Source organism: Protofrankia sp. CiP3, assembly GCF_917627345.1.
Classification (GTDB): domain Bacteria; phylum Actinomycetota; class Actinomycetes; order Frankiales; family Frankiaceae; genus Protofrankia.
The window spans coordinates 9,478-10,005 of the sequence record NZ_CAKJTM010000135.1; the positions used below are offsets into that span (position 1 = coordinate 9,478).

Annotated in this window: 1 pseudogene; it reads right to left on the reverse strand. The window is 69.1% G+C overall.

Annotation, left to right across the window (positions count from 1 at the left end):
- Positions 1 to 522 (reverse strand): annotated as a pseudogene (locus tag MJ797_RS24115) (transposase); the annotation flags it as partial.
- Between the last annotated feature and the right edge of the window lie 6 nt (positions 523 to 528).

Sequence of the window (528 nt, forward strand, 5' to 3'; positions counted from 1 at the left end):
CCGTTCCGCGTAGGCGTTCGCCCGTGGAGTCCGGGGTGGGATCGTGACGGTGGTGATGCCGACGTCGGCGAGGACCGCGTCGAAGGAGGCGGTGCACTGACCGGCCCGGTCACGGACCAGGAACCGGACGTCGGCCGCCCGGTCACCGAGATCCATGAGGAGGTTCCGGGCTTGGTGGGTGGTCCACAGTCCATCGGGGTGGGCGGTGACCCCGAGGATGTGGACGGTGCGGGAGCCGACCTCGATGACGAAGAAGCAGGACAGACGCCGCAGTGTCACGGCGCAGTCCACGTGGAAGACGTCGACGGCCAGCATGGTCGAGGCCTGGGTGAGCAGGAGCTGTCGCCATGTCGTGTCGGTCTGCCGTTGCGGAGCCGGTGGCAGCCTGAGGGTCTTCAGGATCCGGCGGATCGTGGAGGCGCTCACCTGGTGACCGGGCTTGAGGAGCTCGCCCTGGATCCGCTGGTAGCCCCACGTCGTGTTCTCGGTCGCCGGCCGCTCGACGAGGGCCACGATCGCCATGGCGAG